The following is a 19775-nucleotide window of genomic DNA, read 5'->3' on the forward strand; positions in this document are numbered from 1 at the left end:
CCGCGCAGGGTAACGCCGCCCCTGCCGCCCCGTCAGGACCGCCTCGAACTTGAGGCCGAATGCCCGCTAACATGCCCGCCCATGACTGACGACGTACGCAATATCGTGCTGGGCGTGATAGCCGCCGGTATCAGCGCAGCCCTCGGCTGGCTCGCGCGCTCCTACCTCTGGCGTCGCAAGCTCCGCCGCAAGCAGGCGTTCTTCGGTCTGCCGGGGAACTCCGAGTGCCTGCTCGTCGTCAACCGGGACGCGGGCGGCGAGGGCTCCGTCCACCGCCACGACGTCTTCGCCCTGCTGGAACTGTCCGCACTGATCAAGGACTGCTCGGCGCACGCCCAGATCCTGTCCCACGACATCGCTCAGCAGGGAATCGGCGAGCGGACCGAGTTCTGCGTGGGCGGACCGGTGTCGAACCGCCGCATGGCCGCGCACCTGCACTCACTGCTCCCCGGGGTGCGGATCAACACGGACCCGGAGCCCGGCCCCGACCGCAACGCCTTCCAGATCGGCACCGAGCGCTACCGGGCGGAGAAGGGGGTCAGCGAGTACGTGCTGCTCGCCCGGCTCTCGACCGGTCAGGAGGCCAGGCCGGTCTTCCTGTTCTGCGGGCAGCAGGCGATCACCAACCAGGCGGCCTCCCGCTACCTGGCCCGCAACCACGAACGCCTCGCCCGCAAGCACGGCAACAACACCTTCTGCCTGCTGCTGAAGGTCGTCAACTCCCAGGCGTACGGTCCGGATGTGGTCGAACTGGTCGCCGATGTGACCCGCGCGGCCCAGTCCCCCGCGCCCGCCCCGCGCACCTCGCACCGCGCCGCCGGCTGAGACGGGGCGCGGCGCGGTCAGACGGAGCAATGCTCCGGGCCGATGACGCCGTCGGTGCCGGTGACCGTGACGGCCTCGGTGCGGTCGGCGGTACGGGCCCGGGCCGCGGTGCAGATGAGCTGCTGGCGGGCCGCCTGGGAGAGCCCGGCAACCCGGATGCTCAAAGTGACCTGCACCCCCTGCGCGCTCAGCTCGACCCCGGCCTTCACCCCGCCCACGGGCAGCTCCGAGCGCAGGCCCGCCGCCCGTTCCGACGCGTTGGGTCCTTCGAAGAGCAGGGCGAGGGTGGCCGGTGCCCCGGCGGGCCGGTCGTCCTCCCATGCCTTTCCCTTGCCGTAGTCCTGCGGATCTGCGGTCCGGACGACGGGCAGCAGCCGGGACGCCGAGGACGAGGAGACGAAGTACAGCAGGGTGCCGAGCTGCCCGGCCGGGGCCACCTCCACCGTCGCCGGCTCACCCGCCTCCACCACGTCGGTCGCCCGGATGCCGCAGCCGGTGGCGAGGAGCAGTACGGGCAGCAGCGCGCCGAGTGCGCGCCCGCCCCTCACCGCTCCCCCATCGGCAGGTCCACGGTGAACACCGCACCGCCGCCGGGAGCATTCGCCGCGAGGACGGTGCCGCCGTGCAGCCGGACGTTCTCCTGGGCGATGGCGAGGCCGAGTCCGCTGCCCGCCGACCGGGTGCGCGCCGCGTCGGCCTTGTAGAACCGGTCGAAGATGTGCGGGAGCACGGCCTCCTCGATGCCGGGTCCGCTGTCCTCGACCTCCACGACGAGCCGGTCCCCGCCGTCCCGCCGACCGGTGCGCACCCGCAGGGTGACCGGCTCGGTGCCGTGCCGCAGGGCGTTGCCGACCAGGTTGGCGACGATCACGTCGAAGCGGCGCGGGTCGAGCACCGCCCGTACGCCATCGGCGAGTTCGGTGGTGACCCGGTCCTCCCAGCGGCGGCCCTGGAGCGTCTTGCGTACGGTCTCGGCGACATCTACCTCGTCCAGGTGCAGGTCGGCCGCCCGGGCGTCGAAGCGGGATATCTCCATCAGGTCCTCGACCAGTGTGGCGAGTTTCCCGGTCTCCGCGCTGATCAGCCGGACGGCGGCGGCGGTGTCGGGGCGCAGCTCGCCGGCGTCCTCGTCCAGGACCTCGGTCACGGCGAGCATGCCGGCGAGCGGGGTGCGCAGTTCGTGGGAGACGTCGGAGGCGAAGCGCCTGGCCCGCTCCTCGGCCCGGCGCAGCTCGTCGACGGACTCCTGGAGCTTGGTCGAGGACTCGTTGAACGTCCAGGCGAGATCGGCGAGTTCGTCGGCTCCGCGCACCGTGATGCGGGTGTCGAGTTCGCCCCGGCCGATGCCCGCGGCGGCCCGGCGCAGGTCGCGTACCGGGCGCAGGACGCTGCGGGCGGCGAGCAGGGCGGGCACCAGGGCGATGAGCAGGGCGGGCAGGGCGCCGTCGCGGGCCGCGGTGACCATCGCGGCCACGTTGGCCTCCTCGGTGGACAGCGGCATCACGGCGTAGAGGACGAGGCCGGTGGGCTGCCTGCCGTCGCCCCGGTCGAAGAGGGTGGGCATGCCGACGGTCAGCCACGGCGTGCCGTCCTTGACGACCCGCTGGAACGAGCCGTGGGCGTTGTCGCGGGCGGCCGTGCGCAGGCCGGCGGTGATCACCCCGGATGAGGGCCGGTCCGACGAGGAGACCCGCAGGTCCCCGTATTCGGCGAAGACGGTCCACGTGCGGGCCTTGCCCTCCCGGGCCAGCCGCAGGCACACCTGGCGCAGCTGGTCCCGGTCCGGCGGCAGGGTGACGGCCTGGGCGCTGATCCGGTCCCGGAACTGGGCGACGGCGGTGTCCTGGGCCTGCTGGAGTATCGCGGAGCGTGCCTCGCGGTAGGTGAGGGCGGCGGTGGTGGCGGCGCTGACGGCCGCGACGAACAGGAACGCCGCGATCAACCGGGTGCGCAGGCCGAACCGGGCGGCGAACAGCTTCACGTGAGGGGTCCGAAGCGGTAGCCGAAGCCTCGTACGGTCTGGATGTAGCGGGGGCTGCCGGGCACGTCCTCGACCTTCTGGCGCAGCCTGCGCACGCAGGCGTCGACCAGTCGGGCGTCCCCGTGGTAGCTGTGCTCCCACACGTATTCGAGGAGCTGCTGGCGGCTGAAGACCTGCTCGGGCGAGGCCGAGAGGTGGAGCAGGAGCTTCAGTTCGGAGGGGGCGAGCAGCAGCCGCTCGCCGGCCTTCGCGACGGCGAGGCCCGCGCGGTCGACGGTCAGCTCGCCGTGCGACTCGGGGCCGCCGCGTCCTGCGGGGGCGGCGAGCCGGCGCAGCACGGCCCGGATGCGGGCCTCGATGACCTCCGTGCGGGCGGGTTTGACGATGTAGTCGTCGGCGCCCGCCTCCAGGCCCACCACGACGTCGAAGTCGTCGCCGCGCGCGGTGAGCATGATGACGGGCAGCTGGCTGGTCTCGCGGATGCGGCGGCAGACCTGGACGCCGTTCATGCCGGGCAGCATCAGGTCGAGGAGGACCAGATCGGGCCGGAACTCCCCCAGCGCGTCGAGCCCCGCCTCGCCCGTACCGACGGACCGCAGGTCGTGTCCGCGCCTGCGCAGCCCCAGTTCGACCCCTTCCCGCACGGAGGGGTCGTCTTCGATCAGCAGCACGCGAGGCATGGCGTCAGTATCCCAGCGGTCAAGGAGTGGATTCGAACGGGCGGGCGGTCCGGTCCCGGCTCAGGTGCGCCGCAGCCGGCCGCTTACGGCGTTCAGCGCGGCGCTCACCTCGGTGAGCCGCAGGGGACGGGCCAGCAGGGCCACGACCAGGACGAGAACGGCCGTCCCGGCTGCCAGCGCGGCGAGGTCCCCGAGCCCCGACCCCTCCGTGTCGACGGCGCGGGCCGCCGCGTACGCCAGCAGCCCGGCGGGCACGCACGCGGCCATCAGCCGCACGTGCGCCCACACCCCGGGCGAGCGGGTGAGCGCGGGGCGCGCCGCACCGGGCGGGGAGAGCCTGCGGTGCAGGACGTACGCGGTGACGGCGAAGCCGCTGAGCAGGGCCACCGAGTACGCGCCCGCCATGCCCGTCACCGCCCAGCGCGGGGGCAGCAGCAGGTAGGCGACGACGCAGAGACCGGCGTTGAGGGCGGCGATGACCAGGTTCAGCAGGAAGGGGGTGCGGGTGTCGCTCATCGCGTAGAAGCCCCGGGAGAGCACGTACTGCCCGGAGAAGGCGATGAGCCCGGGGGCGAACGCGGCCATCATGCCCGCCATCACCGTGATGTCCGCGGGCCCGGTGCGTCCGTAGCCGAAGACCGATCCCATCACCCAGGGCGCGAGCGCCAGCAGGAGGGCGGCGGCCGGGACGACCACGGCCGCGGAGGTGCGCAGCGCGTACGAGAGGTCCCGCCGCACCCCGGCCAGGTCGCCGCCGGCCGCCGCCCGGCTCATCCGGGGCATCAGCGCGGTGACGAGGCTGACGGTCACGATGCCCTGCGGCACCACCCACAGCTGGTAGGCGTAGCTGTACGCGGTGTACCCGGCGCCGCCCGCGACGTGCTGGTCCACGGCGTGCTGGCCGGTCGCGGTGGAGAGCCGGGTCACGACCCAGTAGGCGGCCTGGTTGGTCAGGACGAGCATGACGAGCCAGCCGGCGGCGCGCAGCGGCCGGGTGAGCCCGTTGCCGCGCCAGTCGAACCGGGGCCGCCAGCGGAAGTTGGCGGCCCGCAGCGAGGGCACCAGCGCGAGGCTCTGCACGGCGATGCCCGCCGTGGTGCCCCAGCCCAGCCACTGGGCCTGCGCGGCGGTGAGCGTGCCGTCCGAGGTCGCGGCCGTCCAGAGGTAGAGCCCGAACACCGCGATGATCACGAGGTTGTTGAGGACGGGCGTCCACATCATCGCGCCGAACCGGTCGCGGGCGTTGAGCACCTGTCCCAGGAGCGTGAACAGCCCGTAGAAGAGGATCTGCGGCAGGCAGTAGCGGGCCAGGGCGATGGTGAGTTCGGCCTGCTCGCCGTCGTAGGTGGGGGCGTACACCGAAATGATCAGCGGCGCGCCGATGACGGCGAGCGCGGTGAGGGCGAGCAGCCCCGCCGTGCACAGGGTCAGCAGGCGGTCGGTGTAGGCGGCGCCGCCGTCGCTGTGCTCCTTGGCGGCCCGGACGAGTTCGGGGACGAAGACCGCGTTGAGGGCGCCGCCGATCAGCAGCATGTAGAGGATGTTGGGCACGGTGTTGGCGACCGTGTAGCCGTCGGCCCGCAGTCCGGTGCCGAGCGCGGCGACGACGACCGCCGAGCGTATGAACCCCGTCGCCCGCGAGACGACCGAGCCCGCGGCCATGACGGCGCCGCTGCGCAGCACCGAGCCGGAGCCGCGGCTCCCGGGCTGTTCGGGGGCGGGTGCCGCGGGGGCGGCGTCCGCGGCCGTCACCGGCGCGCCAGGTAGGCCTGGAACGCCCGGTACAGCGTGTTGTTGGCGGCTCCGCCCACCGATGTCTCCCATTCTCCGAGGGTCTCCACGACCTGCCCGCCGGTGCCGAACTTCCAGCGCAGCAGCCCGAAGGGGCGGTCGTCGGGATCGAGCGTGGAGGATACCCCGCGCATGTCGTACACCTCCGCGCCGCGGTCCCGGGCGTCGCACATCATCTGCCACTGCAGGGCGTTGCTGGGGCGGACCTCGCGGCGGTGGTCGGCGGAGGCGCCGGTCTGGTACCAGACCCGCCGGCCGGTGCTGATGAGGGTGTGCGCGGCCAGGATCTCGCCCTCGTGCACGGCCAGGCACAGCTTCATCCGGCCCGGCTGTTCGGCGTTGAGCGCGGCGTACTGGCGCTGGTAGTAGGCGAGGGAGCGGCCGAGCCGGAAGCCGTCGCGTTCCTCGGTGATCCGCAGCAGCCGGTGGAACTCGGGCAGCTCGGCGGCGCTCCCGGTCACGATGCGCACCCCTGCCTTGCGCGCCCGGCGCACATTGCGCCGCCATTCCTGGTTGAGCCCGGCCCACAGGTCCTCGGTGCCGCGCCCGGCGAGCGGCACCCGGAAGACGTACCTGGGCTGGGCGTCCGCGTCGTCGCCGTCCCCGCCGCAGCGCCGCCAGCCGCGCGCCCGCAGCCGGTCCGCGACGGCGGCGCCGAGCGGGTCGACCTCGCTGGCCAGGACGTCGCCGACGGCGCGGCCGGGGCCTGTCGCGGCCTTGAGCCGGGGGGTGTCCCAGCGGCGGTAGGCGGGCGAGGGCCCGATGCGTACGGCGAATGCCCCGGCCGCGCGCAGGTGGGCGAGCAGCGGTCGCAGCCACCGGTCCATACCGGGGTCGGCCCAGTCGGTGACCGGCCCTTCCGGAAGGTAGGCGAAGTATTTCCGGGTGCCCGGGAATTGCCGGTAGAGGACGAGTGCGCTGCCGCTCAACACGCCGTCGTCGTCGTGCCAGCCGAGCCTTTCGGACGTCCATCCCTCTTTCACGCCCGCCCACGACGGGTACTGCAGAAAGCTGGCGTCCGCGTGCGTGGCCAGGTGCGCGCGGTGCTCGTCCGCCGTGAGGCCGTGTATGCGTAGTTCACGGCTGCGGTCTCCGGTCGCGAGCAGCGCTGACATGTCCGTGGCCCTCCCTCGTGGGCCCCGCGGTCTGCTCTGCGGGGCTGCACAGGATGCTCACAGCGGTCCATGACGGGTCCGCGCGCCGGATGTGACCGGACGATGACCGTTGCGCTGCGCTTCTTGTCACAGAAGGAATTCCTGCTTTTCCACGGATTTACGGAACTTAAGCTCCGGTGCATGCCTCTCCACCGACGACCGAGCAAGGCCCTGGAGGTTTTTCCGTTGATTCCCGCGATTCCCGCGCTCTGCGCCTTTCTGACACCGGTGCGCCCGCCGCGCCCCGCCCGGCTCGCGCTGATCGCCGGCACAGCGGTGCTCGGCGTCACGCTCACGGCCTGCTCCGGCGGGGCCGCCGCTTCGGACCGGGGCGACGCCGGCAAGGGAGGGGGCGCCGGTCCGTCGAAGGCGGCGCGGGCCGACATCTCGGTGAACCTGCACGGCACCGCGGCCGCCGCGGGCAAGCCGGTGACCGTGACGCTGGCGGCCGGGAAGCTGCGCGAGGTCACCGTCTCGGCCACGCGGGGCCAGGCGCTCAGCGGCCGGATATCCGCCGACGGTCGGACCTGGACGTCCGACCGGGTGGCGGCGCCCGGCACCGCGTACCGCGTCGACGCGCGGGACACCGCGGGCGGCAGCGACACGGCCGCGTTCACGACCGCGCCGGCGGTCAAGGTGAACAAGCTGACACTGGCGCCCGGCAAGAACACCACGGTCGGCATCGCCCAGCCGCTGTCGATCGTGTTCGACAACCCGGTGAAGGACAAGGCGGCCGTCGAGAAGGCGCTCAAGGTGTCCACCTCGAACGACACCGAGGGCTCCTGGGGCTGGCTGCGCGACTACTCGGGCCGCGACCGCGTCGACTGGCGCCCCAAGGAGTACTGGAAGTCCGGTACGCGCATCACGCTCGACGCCCAACTGAACGGCGTCGACTCGGGCCCGTCCGGCGGCTTCTTCGTACGGGACTACGCGACGACGTTCACGGTGGGCGCGAGCCAGGTGGTCAAGGTGGACCTCGACCGCCACCGGCTGGCGCTGCGGCGGGACGGCAGGACGGTCATGGACGTGCCGATGTCGGCCGGCACGCCGGGCGGCGACAAGGCGTCGTGGCGGGGCACTGCCGTGCTGATGGCGAAGGAGGGCACGATCAACATGCGCTCCGAGACGGTGGGCCTGGGCCACACCTACGACAAGATGGTCGACTACTCGATGCGTCTGACCTGGTCGGGCATGTACGCCCACGCCGCGCCTTGGAACGCCGCGTACTTCGGGCGGGCCAACCACAGTTCGGGGTGTGTCGGCATGAGCGACGCCGACGCCGCCTCCCTCTACCGGCAGGCCCACGTCGGTGACCCGTTCGAGATCACCGGCGCGGACGCCAAGGGTACGGTCGCGGAGGGCAACGGCTACGGGGCGTGGAACGTGTCCTGGGCCGACTGGCAGGCCAGGAGCGCTCTCGCCTGACGGCCCGGCCGGCTCGCAGCTGACCTTCTTCCCGCGCCGCACGGACCCGTGGGGGCGTCCGTACCGCCGCGCGAGAAGTGATCACCGGCTGCTGCCGGTCGGACACCGCTCCCGTGACTACCGCGCTCCCGTCATCAGCGTTCCCGGCTGGGCCGGGCCGACGTCCACCGCCTCCGTCTTCGGATTGCGCCGTTGCCGCCTGGCCACCCAGGCGGCGAACCAGGAGAGCAGCATGCACATCCCGATGTAGATCGGTGAGATCACCATCACCACGGGGATGAAAGGCAGATCGTAGTCCAGGTTGGAGGCGATGAGCTTGCCCGCATGCAGGAACTCCTCGTAGGTGATCAGGTAGCCGAGGGAGGTGTCCTTCAGGGCCACCACCAGCTGGCTGATGATGGTGGGCAGCATCGCGCGCACCGCCTGCGGCGCCAGTACGTAGGTGGTGACGTGCGTCTTGCGCATGCCGAGCGCGTACGCCGCCTCGCGCTGGCCGCGTTCCACCGAGTTGATACCGGTGCGGAACACCTCGGCGAGCACCGAGCCGTTGTACAGCGTGAGCCCGGCGACCAGCGCCGGCAGCGGCTGTACCTTCAGCGCCACGAAGACGAAGAAGATCATCACCAGGACGGGCATGGCGCGGAAGAACTCGACCAGGACCGTCGCGACCCAGCGCACCGGGCGGTGTTCGGACAGGCGCCCCACCGCGAGGACGGCCCCGAGGACCAGCGAGAGGACCGCGGCGTACGCGAACGCCTTGAGGGTGTTGCCGAGTCCGCGCAGCAGGAGTTCCTGGATGCCCTTGTACTCGAAGGGCGCCCACTTGGCACTGGTGAACTGGTCGGTGTCGAACAGCAGATGGACGACCCAGCCGATCAGGGCGAGGATCACGAGGGTCGACACGATCCCGTAGAGGCGGTGCCTCTTGCGGGTGTGCGGCCCCGGGATGTCGTAGAGGACGGTCGCGGAGGGGGTGGAGTGGGCGGTCATCGGGCGACTCCCCAGCGCTTTTCCAGCACGTGGAAGAGCGCGCTGATGGTCAGGGTGATGATCAGGTAGCCCACGGCGATCCAGACGAAGGTCCAGATGATGCTGTAGCCCAGCTCGTTGAGCGTCTTGTAGGTGCCGAGCAGTTCGGTGACGCTGAACGCTCCGGCGATCGCGGAGTTCTTGGCGAGCGCGATGAGTGTCGAGCCGACCGGCGGGATCACCGAGCGGAAGGCCTGCGGCAGGACGATGGTGCCGAGGGTCTGGCCGAAGGTCATCCCGAGGCTGCGGGCCGCCTCGCCCTGCCCGGTGGGCACGGTGTTGATGCCGGAGCGCACCACCTCGCAGATGAACGCCGAGGTGTAGCAGCCGAGCGCCAGGACGGCGAAGACGTTGAACGGCAGCACCAGGCCGAAGCGCGGCAGGCCCAGGAGCACGGCGAAGAAGAGCAGGGTGAGCGGGGTGTTGCGCAGGACCGTCACCCAGACCGTGCCGATCACCCGCAGCGAGCCGACGGGCGCCACCCGGAAGGAGGCCATGACGAAGCCGAGGACCATCGCCAGGATCGAGGCGAAGACGGTGAGTTCGACGGTCCCGAGGAAGCCCTTGCCGTAGAGCGAGAAGTTGTCGGTGAGTACGTCCATGGAATCGGCCGTCCTCTCAGTTCGCCGGGTAGCGGTCGATGGGCGGCGGCTTGGGCGCGGGTGCGCCGGACAGGCCGAGCGTCGCCTCGAACGCCTTCTTCCAGTTGCCGTTCTTCTCGTTGGCCTCCAGCGCGTCGTCGAGTGCGAGGCGCAGCACGTTGTCGCTGCGCGGTACCCCGATGCCGTAGGGCTCCTCGGAGAACGGCTTGCCGACGACCTTCATCTCGTCGGGCGCCTTGGCGGCGAAGCCCAGCAGGATCGCGTCGTCGGTGGTGACGGCGTCGACCTGGAACGTCAGCAGGTTGTCGACACAGATCGAGTACGTGTCGTAGGCGACCAGCTTCGCCTTGGGGTAGTCGGCGGCGATCCGCTGGTACGGGGTCGAGCCCGCCGCCGAGCAGACCGTCTTGCCGGCCAGGTCCTGGGGGCCGTGGATGTCGTCCTCGTCGGTGCGCACCAGCAGTCCCTGGCCCGCCATGTAGTAGGGGCCGGCGAAGCCGACGAGCTTCTTGCGCATGTCGTTGACGGTGTAGGTGCCGACGTAGTAGTCGATCTGCCCGTTCTGCAGGGCCGTCTCGCGGTTGGCGGAGGCGATCGTCTTGAACCGGATCGTCTTCGGGTCGAAGCCGAGGGACGCCGCCATCATCCGGGCGATCTCGATGTCGAAGCCGGAGTAGACGCCGCTCGCGGGGTCCTTCTCGCCCAGGTAGGGCTGGTCCTCCTTGGCCCCCACCCGCAGGTATCCGCGCTTCTTGGCGTTCCTCCAGGTCCTGGAGTCCGGCAGCCGGAAGCCGGTGTCGACCTTGTAGACGGGCAGCTCCCCGGCCTTCGGCCCCTTGACCGGCGGGCTGCCGTCCTTGCCGCAGCCGGCGGCGAGGACGGCGAGCAGCAGTCCGGCGCAGGCGGCCAGCACTTTCCTCGTACGCAACTCAGGGCCTCCCGTCAGTGCTTGAGGATCTTGGACAGGAAGTCCTTGGCCCGGTCGCTCTCCGGGGCGGTGAAGAAGTCCTCCGGGGTGCGGTCCTCGACGACGCAGCCGTCGGCCATGAAGACGACGCGGTTGGCCGCGGAGCGGGCGAAGCCCATCTCGTGGGTGACGACGACCATCGTCATTCCCTCGCGGGCTAGTTGCCGCATCACTTCCAGGACCTCGTTGATCATCTCCGGGTCGAGGGCCGAGGTGGGCTCGTCGAACAGGAGGGCCTTCGGGTCCATGGCGAGGGCGCGGGCGATGGCCACGCGCTGCTGCTGCCCGCCGGAGAGCTGGGCGGGGAACTTGTCGGCGTGCTCGGCGAGTCCGACGCGGCCGAGCAGTTCCCGGGAGCGCTGGTCGGCCTCGTCCTTCTTCCGCTTGCGGACCTTGACCTGGGCCAGGGAGACGTTGGCGAGCACGCTCTTGTGCGCGAAGAGGTTGAACGACTGGAAGACCATGCCGACTTCGGCCCTCAGCCGGGCCAGCCCCCGGCCCTCCTCGGGGAGGGGTTCGCCGTCGATGGTGATGTGGCCCGACTCGATCGTCTCCAGCCGGTTGATCGTCCGGCAGAGCGTCGACTTCCCGGAGCCGGACGGGCCGATGACCACCACCACCTCCCCGCGGCCGACGGTGAGATTGATGTCCTGCAGTACGTGCAACTTCCCGTAGAACTTATTGACGTCTCGCAGCTCGATCAACGGATCGACGGCCATACGCTGCCCTACCCCCTTGTCGCTCGGTCGAGGTCAGCGCAAACTAACCAGCCCGGAAAGGGACTTCCCGCCCGACACGCATCAATGGGGCATAAGGCTTTTAATCTCTTCGCACGGTCCGCCGGGCGGGTGGGTCAGCCCTCGGCGGACTCCGCGTACACCTGGGACAGTTCGGGGCTGCCGGACATCGCCCAGTCCAGACCGGCCTCGACCACATCGATCTCGCGGCCCGACGCGAGCCGCACGACGGGCCGGCCGCTCGGCCAGATGTGCCAGAGCGCCCCGGGGACATTGCGCACCAGGACCGTACCGAGGTACAGGCCCGCGTCGTTGCCCAGCCAGGGCAGCTCCTCCGGGTCGTCGCGCCAGCGCGGCGACAGCTGGTCCAGCGCCTCCAACGAGGCGGGGCTGTCGTCCAGTTCGATACCGCGCTGCCCCACCCGGACCCGGAGCAGTTCGCACTCGGCGAGCAGCGCGGCCACACCTTCCGGATCGACGTCGACGGCAGCCGCGAGCCCCGCCTCCCGCGCCTCCTCGTGACGCTTACGCCAGTTGTCCAAGAAAGGGATGTTCATACCGCTCAGGGTCGCATCCCGGTCGGCTCTGGCACCACAGGGCGCGCGGCCTGTCGTTCGAGTGCTGAACAGCTCACGGTCACCGTGCGTTCACCCGGGCGGGAGGGGCGGGGGCCCGGGGCGGGCTCAGAGGTCGAGATCGACGACCACCGGGGCGTGGTCGGAAGCGCCCTTGCCCTTGCGCTCCTCGCGGTCCACGTAGCTGTCCCGCACCGCGGTGGTGAAGGGGGCGTTTCCGTAGACGAGGTCGATCCGCATGCCCTTGTTCTTCGGGAAGCGCAGCTCGCGGTAGTCCCAGAAGGTGTAGGGGCGGTCGTACTTCAGGGGGCGGGGCATCACATCGGACAGCCCCTCCTCACGCAGCGCGGCAAGCGCCTCCCGCTCGGCGGGGGTGACATGCGTGGCCCCCTCGAACAGGGCCGGGTCCCAGACGTCCTCGTCGGTCGGGGCCACGTTGAAGTCACCGAGCACCGCGAACGGGTTCGGCCCCGCGGCGTCGGCTGCCACCGCCTTGCGCAGCGCCTCCAGCCAGCGGAGCTTGTACGCGTAGTGCTCGTGGGCGACCTCGCGGCCGTTGGGCACGTACACCGACCACAGCCGCACCGGACCGCACGTCGCACTGATCGCGCGGGGCTCCTGCGCGGTCTCGTAGACGGGCCCCTCGGGCAGGCCCATGACGACGTCGGACAGGCCTACGCGGGAGATCAGCGCGACCCCGTTCCACCGGCCCGTGGCGTTGACCGCGGACTCGTAGCCGGCCTCGCGCAGGGCGTCCGTGGGGAACTGCTCGGCCGTGCACTTGGTCTCCTGGAGGCACAGCACGTCCGTGCCGCTGCTCTCCAGCCAGGCCAGCAGCCTCGGCAGACGGGCGGTGATCGAGTTGACGTTCCAGGTGGCGATGCGCATGTACGTAAACCTAGCGCCTGCCACTGACAGCCGCCGGGGCGGCGGCCGTCACAGGCCCGTCGAGTCGCCCGGTGTCATCCGGCCGTGGTCGGCGCCGCCGAGCTCACCGATCTGCCGGTCGTAGATCGGGCGGGCGAGATCGGTGAGCAGCGCGTCGTGGATGTCGATGGCCCGGCGGGGCTTCACCTCGCGGACGTAGTCGATGACCTCGGAGATCTTGTTCCAGGGGGCCATCACCGGGAGCATCAGGGTGTCGACCGGCCGGCCGGGCAGCGTCAGGGCGTCACCGGGGTGGAAGACCGAGCCGTCGACCAGGAAGCCGACGTTGGTGACGCGCGGGATGTCCGGGTGGATCACCGCGTGGAGTTCGCCGTGCACCTGGATGTCGAACCCGGCGGCCGAGAAGGTGTCCCCGTCGCCGACGGTGTGCACGCGCCCCGGGAACGCCGCGCTCAGCTGCTCGGCCACGCTGCGCAGGGTCCAGATCTCCGCGGCCGGGTCGGCCTCCAGACCGGCCCGCAGCCGCTCCTCGTCGAAGTGGTCGGGGTGCTCGTGCGTCACCAGGATCGCTTCGGCGCCGATGGCCGCGTCCCGCTCCGAGAACCCGCCCGGGTCGATGACGAGCGTGCGCCCGCCCTTCTCCAGGCGGATGCAGGAGTGCGACTTCTTGGTCAGCGTGAGCGCGACGGACCCGGTGTTCTCGGTGTTCTCGGTGTTCATCTGTCCATCCTGCTACGCGGGGGGCGTCGTTTCCGCCTGAATCACCGACTGGGCGATCGTGAACGCGGCGCTCGCGGCCGGAATCCCGCAGTACACGGCCGTCTGCATCAGCACCTCCTTGATCTCGGTGGGTGTGAGCCCGTTGCGCAGGGCGGCCCTGGTGTGCGCGGCGAGCCCCTCCAGCCGTCCGGAGGCGACCAGCGCGGTGAGCGTGACGGTGCTGCGGGCCCGCCGGTCCAGCCCCTCGCGGCTCCACACCTCGCCCCAGGCGTACCTGGTGACCAGTTCCTGGAACTCCCCGGTGAAGTCGTCGGCGGCCGCCAGCACCCCGTCCACCTGCGCGTCGCCCAGCACCTCGCGCCGAATCCGCATCCCCGGCGCGTACGGATCGGCCCGCCCGCCGGCCGCGGCCTCCGGTTCCTTGGCGGCCGTCCCGATCTCCGCGACGGGCAGCACGGGGGCGGAGAGCCGGGGCACGGACTGCGGCATGGGAATCGCCGCCTGCGTGTCCTGCCAGGCGGCCGAGAAGTGCGTGAGCAGCAGATCGGTGACCGCCCCCGGCTGCTCGACGGGGGCCAGGTGGGAGGCGCCGGGCACGAGGGCGAGGCGGGCGTCCGGTATGCCCGCGACCAGGGTGCGCGCGTCACCGGGCCCGGTGACGCGGTCCTCCGCCCCGACGAGGACGAGCGTGGGGACCGGGATGCGGGCCAGCTCCGTACGGATGTCGAACGCGGCCAGGGCCTCGCAGGCGGCGATGTAGCACCCGGGGTCGGTGGTCCGCACCATCTGGACGGCCCACTCGACGATGGCGGGCTGCGCGGCGGCGAAGGCGGGCGTGAACCAGCGCTCCGGCGCGGCGCGCGCCATGGGCTCCAGGCCGTTGGTACGGACGATGACCCCGCGCTGACGGAACTCGTCCGCGCTGCCGAACCGGGGCGATGACGCCACCAGCGCGAGCGCGGCGACCCGGTTCGGGTGCCGCAGGGCGAGGTCGGCCCCGATCGCCCCGCCGATCGAGCACCCCACGTAGCCGAAGCGCTGGACCCCGACCCCGTCGAGCGTGGCCAGCAACCGGTCGCCGAGCTCTCCGACGGCGCTCGCGGGCCGGGCGGGCGCCCCGCCGTGGCCGGGAAGGTCGTAGCGGAAGGCCCTCCAGTGCTGGGTGAGCTCGGGTACCTGTCTGTCCCACATGTGCCATGTAGTACCCAGTGAGGGGCCGATGACCAGGACCGGGGCGTCTTCTGGCCCGTCAAAGCGGTATTGCAGGGTGTTCGGCGGTGTATCACTCACGCCCCGCACCCTCTCACGTCTCACAGACGCCCCTATGAAACGGGGGTACGAGACACCGGTCTGACCAGGTTGAAGACCTCGCGGGCGGCGTATCGCTTGAGGCATCGGATGATCTCACGTCGGGTCTTTCCCTCCTGGGTGCGGCGTTCGCAATACGCCTGGGTTCGTGGGTCGTGGCGTAGTCGGGTGAAGACGATGCGGTGCAGGGCGGCGTTGGCCTGGCGGTCGCCGCCGTGGTTGAGCCGACGCGTTCTTCGCCGGCCGGAGGAGTACTCGATGGGGCTGACTCCACAAAGGGCAGCAAAGGACGCCTCAGTGTTCAGCCGCTCGGGGTTGTCTCCCATGGTGATCAGGAGAGTGACGGCGCTGTCCGGGCCGATGCCCACCGGTTCGAGCAGCTGTGGAGCGTGGAGTTCGACGAGCCGGGTCAGGCGTTGGGTCAGCTCGTTGATCTGAGCGGTGAGCTGTTCGATGCGCTCGGCGAGCATGCGTAACGTCATGTGGGTGGCCTGGGTCACCGCCTTCTCGTCTCCCCCACCGTCGGGTGGACCAAGGCGCGCGCAGGTGCGGAACAGCTCGGCGTTGCCGAGGCTGGACATTCGTTCCCGCAGGGCGGGGTCGGCGATGACCAGGACGGCCTTGAGCTGGTTGATCGCCTGGGTGCGGGCCTTGACCGCGGAGTCCTTGGCAAGTTTGTAGATCCGGGCGCTGTGCACGGGTCCGTCGCCGGATTTGGCCTGGGCCCGGGCGCGCCCACTGAGCACGGCTCGCGCGGCGGCCTGGGCGTCGAGCGGGTCCGACTTGCCGAGCAGACGGCGGGCCGAGCGGTCGGGCCGGTTAACTTCGAACACCTGGATCTGCTGAGCGAGCAGATATCGGGACAGGCCCGCGCCAAAGGTGCCCGTTCCCTCCACACCCGCCCGGCGTACCGTCCCCCGTTTGCGGGCCCAGACGAGCAGCTGCCGGTAGCCGGCCGCCGTCGCTGGGAAGGACTCGGTGGCCAGGATCTTTCCCAGCGGGGAGATGACGGCCGCGACATGGACTTCGCCGTGCGTGTCCACGCCCAGGAGGACCTCGCGCCGAACGGGCGGATCCGTATCGGAGGAGGAACTGTGCTTTCTACTCGTCCTACTGGTCATGGTGGTTCACCTTCCGCGTCATAACGTGCTGAGTAGTCGACACTGGCCCGGGCGGTCTGAACTGTGATGGCGCCTGATCATCGGCAAAGCCCCTATGGGGACACGCCCTGTGGCTCGGTGACAGCAAGCACCATCCCGCTACGACAGTCGACAGGCCCGTGACTGGACACTTCGGTCATAAGTCTCATGAGTCAGACCCCGTCCGGGATGGCGCTGCACAACCGTCGCATCGATCGGGGTACGGCGGTATGACTCGATCACTGGCGGATGACTTCGGCCGAACCGACGCTCAACTTGACTGAACACGCCGACAATGCGTTGGCTCTCGTCCACTTCTGACCGGTATTTCGTGGCCAGCAGCGCCCAGGTCGGCACCGGCTACAACGGGCTTCCTGCGCCTGATCTTCACCGAGCTGCCGGTCCATCGGCACAGGGGGAGTTGGTGTGTCAGCGCAGCCCTCTACGCTGAGATCCGACACGCACACAGTGGGGCGGCGGGACGGTCAGAGGACGGCAGTGGCATCGAACGACAGCAGGGCACACAACTGGCAGAGCATCCGCGAATGGGATGGAAGCCAGCATCGCGCGTTCGAGGAACTCTGCTTCCAGCTCCGGACGCCGGCGCCTCCGGACTGGGAGACGATCAAGACTGCTGCTCCGGACGGCGGCGTCGAATGGTATGACCAGGCGCCTGATGGCAGTGCTGCGCACGGATACCAGGTCAAGTTCGTCCACAACATCGACGATCTCATCCCTCAGGCGAAGAAGAGCGCCAAGACAGTCGGTGAGAACATCGCGAACCGGAAGATCGTCCGGCTGGAGTTCCTCACCCCTTTCGACCTCTCCGACCCCACCCCTGTCACCCCGCGCGGGAGGGCGCGTACCGGTGCGAGGGAGCGGTGGAACAGCAACGTCGCCCTGTGGAAGAAGGACTTGCCCGGTCTTGCCGACGTGGACATCCGCTACGTCGGTGGCGGTGAGCTGCTGGAGCGGTTGACCCGGCCTGGAAATGAGGGGCGTCAGTGGTTCTTCTTCGAACGGCGGGCGCTGGGCAGCGAGTGGTTCGGGGAACAGGTCACGCTTGCTGAGCGTCTGGCCGAGGCGCGGTACACACCCGAGCATCATGTGGCGTTGCCCCTTGCGCGTGTGGCGGATGCGTGCGCCCTGCCGCAGGAGTTCATGAGGCACGGCGTCCAGCGATCCCGGGATCTGCAGGCCGCTGTGGTGACCCTCCTTTCCGAGATGACACGCTGGTACGACAGCTATCCCGCGCCGGCCAGCAGCCCCGACCATCAGGCGCTGGCGCGGTGGGTGCACGCGTGGACGCCCGCGTTGCGGGAAGGCGCCCACACCTTGGTCCACGACGTGTCCGCTGCATCCGCAACGTTCGGTTTCCCCGCCGAGCAGAGTTCTGCTGTGGTGGAGGACATGCTGGAGCAGCTGGGTGAGTTCAAGGACCTGGCTGACCGGTTCACCGAGGAAGAGCGTGAAAGCGACGACGCCATACCTGCGGCCGGACGGGGCGCAAACGCTCCGGTGACCGCGGTGCAGAGCGTGCAATGGGTGTGCGAGCGCGCTCTGGCTCGAGCCTTCGACGCCTGTGAGCGCCTGGACGGCTTGTTGCGGAGTTCCGCTGCCCAGGCAGCGGAGAAGAAGACCTGGTTGCTCCTGGGGGAGGCAGGGCAGGGCAAGACGCACTTGCTGGTCGACGCCGCGCGGCGGGCCGTAGACGAGGGCCGTCCGGCGCTGGTGGTGTTCGGGCAGGAGCTCACCGGGCACAACACGCTGAGTGAGGTCGCGCAGAAGCGTGGCCTGGGGCCGCTTGCCGAGCGGGACTTCCTCCAGGCGATGGACGCCGCTGGCGCGGCAAGCGGTTGCCGCTTCCTCTTGATCATCGATGCGCTCAATGACTCCGACGACGCCGGGAACTGGAAGAGCGAACTGCTCGCGCTGCAGGTGCGTCTGGCCGGGTACCAGCACATCGCCTTGTTGGCGTCCTGCCGCTCGACCTTCAAGTCGATCGTCGTGCCTGATCGCTTCGATGCGCCAGTCTCCGTGTACTCCGGCTTTGCAGGACGGGAGATGGAGGGGCTGGAGAGCTACCTGCGGGATGTGGCGGCGGTTCTTCCCAACACTCCCTTGCCGGCCTCGGTCTTCACCAACCCCTTGTTCGTAAAGCTGTACGCGGACAGTCTGAGCAAGAGCCTGGAGCCTGGCGGCTCGGGCGGCCATCCGCGTGACCGGAGCGCGGTGTTCGACGCCTATGTCGACCACCGTGCGGAGACCATCTGCTCCCGGCTCGGACTCGATCCCCTAGAGCGGCCCGTGCACCGTGCGGTGGACGCCCTGGCGGCGCGCATGGCCGCCGCACGGCTTTCCGTGCTGCCACGTGATGAAGCCCGCGCTCTTGTCGACGCGTACGCACCGGCGGCCACGTCGTGGCCGGCCACGATGCTCGGGCAACTCCTAGCCCAGGGCCTGGTGTCCAACGAGCGGACCTACAGGGCCGACCAGGCCACCGGTATCGGTTTCCCCTACCAGGCGTTCGGCGACGACCGCGTTGTACGGTCGGTCTTCGCTGCCCACCAGGACGAGATCGACGCGCTACGCGAAGGACACCCGCTGACCGCCGATTCCGCGCTGCGAAGCTGGCTGAGGCAGGCTGCCCCGAACTACCAGGAAGCAGCGTCGATTCTCCTGCCCGAACAAACCGGGAGGGAACTCATCGACCTGCTGGCCGCCTCTCCCACATCCGCAGAGGCCACAGCTGGCCCCGGCAGACGCGCGGACGCACGAGGCTACCGGCTGGCACGCAGCTTCCTGGAAACGCTTCCACTGCGCAGCACACGCAGCGTCAACGAACGCACCATCGAGCTCCTCAACGAGACCGCCGCACGCCACGGACGCAATTCCGACGTGCTAGAGGCGGCGGTAGCGGTCACCGCCGAGCCGGGGCATCTGTTGAACGCCGACCGCCTCCACCGGGTGCTGCTGCGGAAACCGCGGCCCGAGCGCGACGCGTGGTGGGGCGTAGAGACCTACTCCTTGCTGTGAGACGTCACGGCACTGCACCGGCTGCTGCGCTGGGCCGAGCAGTACCCCACCCCGCGCCATCTCCACCCTGCATCCCTCACGGTCCGGCGTCGGCTCGGGGACCGGACCCGTCGACCGGTGCAGACGGCCGGAGCCGACCACGAGGAAGTCGTCCGGCTGGCCGCCACGACACTGGTGTGGACCCTCACGTCCTCCAACCGGTTCCTGCGCGACCGGGCCACCAAGGCCCTGGTGCAGCTGCTTCTGGGGCACGGAGACGTTCTCGTCTCCCTCCTGGACAGATTCCTCCACGAGGACGCGGAGAAGATCGATGATCCCTACCTCTTCGAGCGTCTGGTGTGGGTTGCTTATGGAGTCCTGGCCCGTCGCAGCGAGGACGACGGCAAGCACGACCTCCTCGGGACAGTCGCTCGGCGGCTCCTCACGTACTCCTACGGCGCGGTCGATTCGCCCGCGCATGCCTCACGGAACGGGCTGCTGTGCGAAGCGGCTACACGCGTTGTGACCTTGGCGCACCGTGCTGGAGCCGTCACCGGCGAGGAAGCAAACGCGGTCAGGCATCCACACGCCTGCCCTCCGATCGGGCAGGCTCCTGCGGAGGAGGACCTCGACGTGCTCTTCCCGCGGCGGGAGCAGAACAAGTCGCTGTGGGGATCGCTCCGCTCGTCCCTTTCACCCCTGGGAGACTTTGCGGACTACCAGGTCCGGCCGGCCGTAAGGCACTTCAGTTTGCTGCCGCTGTCGACCGACTATCCCCGGCGGCCGGCGTTGCAGCGCGCCGACGATCCCGTCCTAGAAGATTGCTGAAAATGTTGGGTTCTGGCCCCGCTCCGGGTGGAGTGGGGCCAGTCTTGTGTTCATGCAGGGTGAGTGGGCTGGGGAGAGCGTCGGCGAGGACGTGTGGGAGTCGTGCCGGGA

18 protein-coding genes are annotated in these 19775 nt (G+C 70.2%); 4 read left to right on the forward strand and 14 right to left on the reverse strand.

The annotated features are described in order from the left end of the window. Positions 1 to 81: 81 nt before the first annotated feature. Positions 82 to 825, forward strand: a complete 744-nt coding sequence (locus E6P78_RS26080; RefSeq protein WP_136206090.1) for a hypothetical protein — start codon at positions 82 to 84, stop codon at positions 823 to 825. A gap of 17 nt (positions 826 to 842) precedes the next feature. On the opposite strand, the gene E6P78_RS26085 is transcribed toward E6P78_RS26080, so the two are convergent. The 5 genes from E6P78_RS26085 to E6P78_RS26105 are packed head-to-tail and all read right to left on the reverse strand — an operon-like array spanning position 843 to position 6392. After that, a complete protein-coding gene (locus E6P78_RS26085; RefSeq protein ID WP_136206091.1) occupies positions 843 to 1373 on the reverse strand; it encodes a hypothetical protein in 531 nt (176 codons plus the stop codon). Beyond that, entirely contained in the window at positions 1370 to 2806 is a 1437-nt protein-coding gene (locus E6P78_RS26090; RefSeq protein ID WP_136206092.1) for a HAMP domain-containing sensor histidine kinase, read from the reverse strand. Before E6P78_RS26090 ends, E6P78_RS26085 begins: the two co-directional genes overlap by 4 nt. Next, a complete protein-coding gene (locus E6P78_RS26095; RefSeq protein ID WP_136206093.1) occupies positions 2803 to 3486 on the reverse strand; it encodes a response regulator transcription factor in 684 nt (227 codons plus the stop codon). The genes E6P78_RS26090 and E6P78_RS26095 overlap by 4 nt, the downstream gene beginning before the upstream one ends. A 60-nt stretch (positions 3487 to 3546) precedes the next feature. Beyond that, on the reverse strand, positions 3547 to 5238 hold the full coding sequence (murJ, locus tag E6P78_RS26100) for a murein biosynthesis integral membrane protein MurJ (protein ID WP_136206094.1): 1692 nt from the start codon (positions 5236 to 5238) through the stop codon (positions 3547 to 3549). Further along, positions 5235 to 6392 (reverse strand): peptidoglycan bridge formation glycyltransferase FemA/FemB family protein, encoded by a 1158-nt coding sequence (locus tag E6P78_RS26105; RefSeq protein ID WP_136206095.1) that lies wholly within the window; start codon positions 6390 to 6392, stop codon positions 5235 to 5237. The genes murJ and E6P78_RS26105 overlap by 4 nt, the downstream gene beginning before the upstream one ends. A gap of 180 nt (positions 6393 to 6572) precedes the next feature. Between E6P78_RS26105 and E6P78_RS26110 the strand changes: the two genes are divergently transcribed. Beyond that, positions 6573 to 7856: an Ig-like domain-containing protein gene (locus E6P78_RS26110; protein WP_240799379.1), complete on the forward strand. Its 1284-nt coding sequence runs from the start codon at positions 6573 to 6575 to the stop codon at positions 7854 to 7856. A 117-nt stretch (positions 7857 to 7973) separates the two neighbouring features. Here E6P78_RS26110 and E6P78_RS26115 read toward each other — a convergent pair whose 3' ends face one another. From E6P78_RS26115 to E6P78_RS26155, 9 genes are all read right to left on the reverse strand, one after another. Beyond that, on the reverse strand, positions 7974 to 8846 hold the full coding sequence (locus tag E6P78_RS26115; RefSeq protein WP_136206096.1) for an amino acid ABC transporter permease: 873 nt from the start codon (positions 8844 to 8846) through the stop codon (positions 7974 to 7976). Beyond that, the gene (locus E6P78_RS26120) at positions 8843 to 9487 is read right to left on the reverse strand and encodes an amino acid ABC transporter permease (RefSeq protein ID WP_136206097.1); all 645 of its coding nucleotides are present in this window, start codon (positions 9485 to 9487) and stop codon (positions 8843 to 8845) included. Before E6P78_RS26120 ends, E6P78_RS26115 begins: the two co-directional genes overlap by 4 nt. Positions 9488 to 9503: 16 nt before the next feature. Next, positions 9504 to 10415, reverse strand: coding sequence for a glutamate ABC transporter substrate-binding protein (locus tag E6P78_RS26125; protein ID WP_136206098.1), 912 nt, complete (start codon positions 10413 to 10415; stop codon positions 9504 to 9506). A 14-nt stretch (positions 10416 to 10429) separates the two neighbouring features. Next, a complete protein-coding gene (locus E6P78_RS26130; RefSeq protein WP_136206099.1) occupies positions 10430 to 11173 on the reverse strand; it encodes an amino acid ABC transporter ATP-binding protein in 744 nt (247 codons plus the stop codon). 134 nt (positions 11174 to 11307) lie between these two features. Beyond that, the gene (locus tag E6P78_RS26135; protein ID WP_136206100.1) at positions 11308 to 11748 is read right to left on the reverse strand and encodes a DUF6278 family protein; all 441 of its coding nucleotides are present in this window, start codon (positions 11746 to 11748) and stop codon (positions 11308 to 11310) included. Between the two features lie 126 nt (positions 11749 to 11874). After that, positions 11875 to 12654: an exodeoxyribonuclease III gene (locus E6P78_RS26140; RefSeq protein ID WP_136206101.1), complete on the reverse strand. Its 780-nt coding sequence runs from the start codon at positions 12652 to 12654 to the stop codon at positions 11875 to 11877. A gap of 48 nt (positions 12655 to 12702) precedes the next feature. Continuing rightward, entirely contained in the window at positions 12703 to 13374 is a 672-nt protein-coding gene (locus tag E6P78_RS26145) for an MBL fold metallo-hydrolase (RefSeq protein ID WP_136206102.1), read from the reverse strand. Positions 13375 to 13386: 12 nt separating this feature from the next. Next, on the reverse strand, positions 13387 to 14664 hold the full coding sequence (locus E6P78_RS26150) for an alpha/beta fold hydrolase (RefSeq protein WP_136206103.1): 1278 nt from the start codon (positions 14662 to 14664) through the stop codon (positions 13387 to 13389). A 32-nt stretch (positions 14665 to 14696) separates the two neighbouring features. Beyond that, entirely contained in the window at positions 14697 to 15725 is a 1029-nt protein-coding gene (locus tag E6P78_RS26155) for an IS110 family transposase (RefSeq protein WP_136206104.1), read from the reverse strand. A gap of 594 nt (positions 15726 to 16319) precedes the next feature. On the opposite strand from E6P78_RS26155, the gene E6P78_RS26160 reads away from it, so the two are divergent. Beyond that, positions 16320 to 18857: a hypothetical protein gene (locus tag E6P78_RS26160; protein WP_240799380.1), complete on the forward strand. Its 2538-nt coding sequence runs from the start codon at positions 16320 to 16322 to the stop codon at positions 18855 to 18857. A gap of 117 nt (positions 18858 to 18974) precedes the next feature. Further along, the gene (locus E6P78_RS33620; RefSeq protein WP_240799381.1) at positions 18975 to 19664 is read left to right on the forward strand and encodes a hypothetical protein; all 690 of its coding nucleotides are present in this window, start codon (positions 18975 to 18977) and stop codon (positions 19662 to 19664) included. Positions 19665 to 19775 lie beyond the last annotated feature (111 nt).

The sequence above is a fragment of the Streptomyces sp. A0958 genome (genome assembly GCF_004795035.1).
Lineage (GTDB): Bacteria > Actinomycetota > Actinomycetes > Streptomycetales > Streptomycetaceae > Streptomyces.

Coding starts and splice junctions, on each gene's coding strand:
- E6P78_RS26080 (WP_136206090.1), top strand. CDS start 82: ATGACTGACGACGTACGCAATATCGTGCTGGGCGTGATAGCCGCCGGT.
- E6P78_RS26095 (WP_136206093.1), bottom strand. CDS start 3,486: ATGCCTCGCGTGCTGCTGATCGAAGACGACCCCTCCGTGCGGGAAGGG.
- E6P78_RS26105 (WP_136206095.1), bottom strand. CDS start 6,392: ATGTCAGCGCTGCTCGCGACCGGAGACCGCAGCCGTGAACTACGCATA.
- E6P78_RS26110 (WP_240799379.1), top strand. CDS start 6,573: ATGCCTCTCCACCGACGACCGAGCAAGGCCCTGGAGGTTTTTCCGTTG.
- E6P78_RS26115 (WP_136206096.1), bottom strand. CDS start 8,846: ATGACCGCCCACTCCACCCCCTCCGCGACCGTCCTCTACGACATCCCG.
- E6P78_RS26120 (WP_136206097.1), bottom strand. CDS start 9,487: ATGGACGTACTCACCGACAACTTCTCGCTCTACGGCAAGGGCTTCCTC.
- E6P78_RS26130 (WP_136206099.1), bottom strand. CDS start 11,173: ATGGCCGTCGATCCGTTGATCGAGCTGCGAGACGTCAATAAGTTCTAC.
- E6P78_RS26135 (WP_136206100.1), bottom strand. CDS start 11,748: ATGAACATCCCTTTCTTGGACAACTGGCGTAAGCGTCACGAGGAGGCG.
- E6P78_RS26140 (WP_136206101.1), bottom strand. CDS start 12,654: ATGCGCATCGCCACCTGGAACGTCAACTCGATCACCGCCCGTCTGCCG.
- E6P78_RS26145 (WP_136206102.1), bottom strand. CDS start 13,374: ATGAACACCGAGAACACCGAGAACACCGGGTCCGTCGCGCTCACGCTG.